The sequence below is a fragment of the Jiella mangrovi genome (assembly GCF_017815135.1).
Classification (GTDB): Bacteria; Pseudomonadota; Alphaproteobacteria; order Rhizobiales; family Rhizobiaceae; genus Jiella; species Jiella mangrovi.
Genome location: NZ_JAGJCF010000035.1, coordinates 1 through 1,855, shown reverse-complemented (window position 1 = coordinate 1,855; position 1,855 = coordinate 1). Strand labels below are relative to the sequence as shown.

Annotated in this window: 2 protein-coding genes; both read left to right on the top strand. The window is 61.3% G+C overall.

The annotated features are described in order from the left end of the window. The coding region (locus J6595_RS22335) for a flagellin (RefSeq protein ID WP_280891726.1) at positions 1-702 on the top strand (702 nt) is incomplete at its 5' end. 665 nt (positions 703-1,367) lie between these two features. Further along, positions 1,368-1,855, top strand: a 488-nt coding sequence (locus J6595_RS22330) for a flagellin N-terminal helical domain-containing protein (protein WP_483414004.1), incomplete at its 3' end; no start/stop codon positions are given.

Genomic DNA, 1,855 nt, shown 5'->3' with positions numbered 1-1,855 from the left:
GCCGTTGGTACCGCGACCGTCGAGACCACGGCGATCGACTTCGCCGCGACCGACGACAAGATCTCCTTCTCGGTGTCGCAGAACGGCGAAGCGGCTCGCACCGTCGAGATCACCCAGCAGACGCTGGCCGACGCGGGTCTCAGCGACACGTCGATCCGCTCGAATGCCGACCTCAAGGCGGTCTACGAGCAGGCTCTGTCGGATGCCGGTATCGACGGGATCACGGTCGAGATCGACGGCACCACGGATGCGGTGACGTTCAAGTCGCTCGAAGAATTCTCCGTGACCAATGCGGCGACGAGCGGCACGACGGGCATTGCAGTGGCGGACATGGGTCTGACGACCACGGACGTGAACGCTTCGGCTTCGGGCGCCTTCTCGACCAGCGTCGAGGACATCGACATCTCGACGGCCGATTCCGACACGATCCAGGCCTATATCAAGGTCGTGGACGAGGCGCTGTCGCAGGTCACGACGGCCGGCGCCAGCCTCGGTGCCGTTCAGAACCGCATCGACATGCAGACGGACTTCGTCTCTGAGCTGATGGATACGGTCGACGAGGGCGTCGGCACGCTGGTCGATGCCGACATGACCGAAGAGTCGACGCGCCTCAAGGCTCTGCAGACCCAGCAGCAGCTCGGCGTCCAGGCGCTTTCGATCGCCAACAGCTCCTCGGAATCGCTGCTCTCGCTCTTCCGTTAAGAGCGCTACGGGGGCCGTCGGCCTCTCATTACTCTACCGCAAATCAGAAGGCCCGGCTTCCCGCCGGGCCTTTTGTCGTTTGGACCGGTCGGCTCTTCGGGCTCACGCCGAACTCTGTCGACCTGCAAGGCTTTCCTTCGTCGTTCGCAGGGTCCCGCCGATCTGCGGCGCTCGTTCTTGCGCATCACGCAATGCTCCCGCGGGGGAGGGGCAAGCACTCTCTTTGGCAGCTTTCCGGATTGGGGTGACTGTTCCCGCGTCATGCAGAAACAGAGATCCGGCCCGAGCTTCGGCGCGGCAGCCAGCCAGCTCCGCTCGACCGTCCATGATCGGCGAAGGCCGCGACATCGCGTTGCGGCATTAATCATGAATCCGACGAGATGGCATCAGTCACCGGCTCATCGCGATTCTCGGTTAATTAAATCGAGGATTTTTGTCATTATTCCCTAGTGTTATTAACTATTAATATTGGCGTTGCATTAGGGCTGACTCAGTGGAGTCTCCCGCCAATTGTCGACTTTAAGGTTTTGGAGTGAGTCTGGTCCGCATGTTGTTGTCATAGCGAAGTGGTCGAACGTTAAATCTAGACCACAGGCATGATGCCGTTTCGCTATCCCGGCTGATCCGGATTGTTCCTATCTGTTCTCGCGTATGGAACGCTTGTAATGACCAGCATCAACACCAACTCCTCGGCCATGACGGCTCTTCAGAGCCTTCAGTCGATCAACAGCTCGCTCGACGAGACGCAGTCCCGCATCTCCACCGGCTATCGTGTCGCCGAGGCCCAGGACAACGCCGCCTACTGGTCGATCGCGACCACCATGCGGTCCGACAACCAGGCGATGTCGGCCGTCGTCGATTCGCTCGGCATCGGCGCCGCCACGGTCGACGCCGCCTATACCGGCCTCGACGCGACCAAGGACGTTCTGTCCGAGATCAAGGCCAAGCTGACCACCGCCACCTCGGACGGCGTCGACAAGACCAAGGTCCAGGGCGAGATCGAGGCGCTGCAGGAGCAGCTGAAGACGATCTCCGACTCGGCTTCCTTCTCGGGTCAGAACTGGCTGTCGAACACCGACGCTTCGGCCGACAAGCAGATCGTCTCCTCGATCTCCCGCGACTCGACCGGCAGCCTCACGGTCGGCGCCATCGA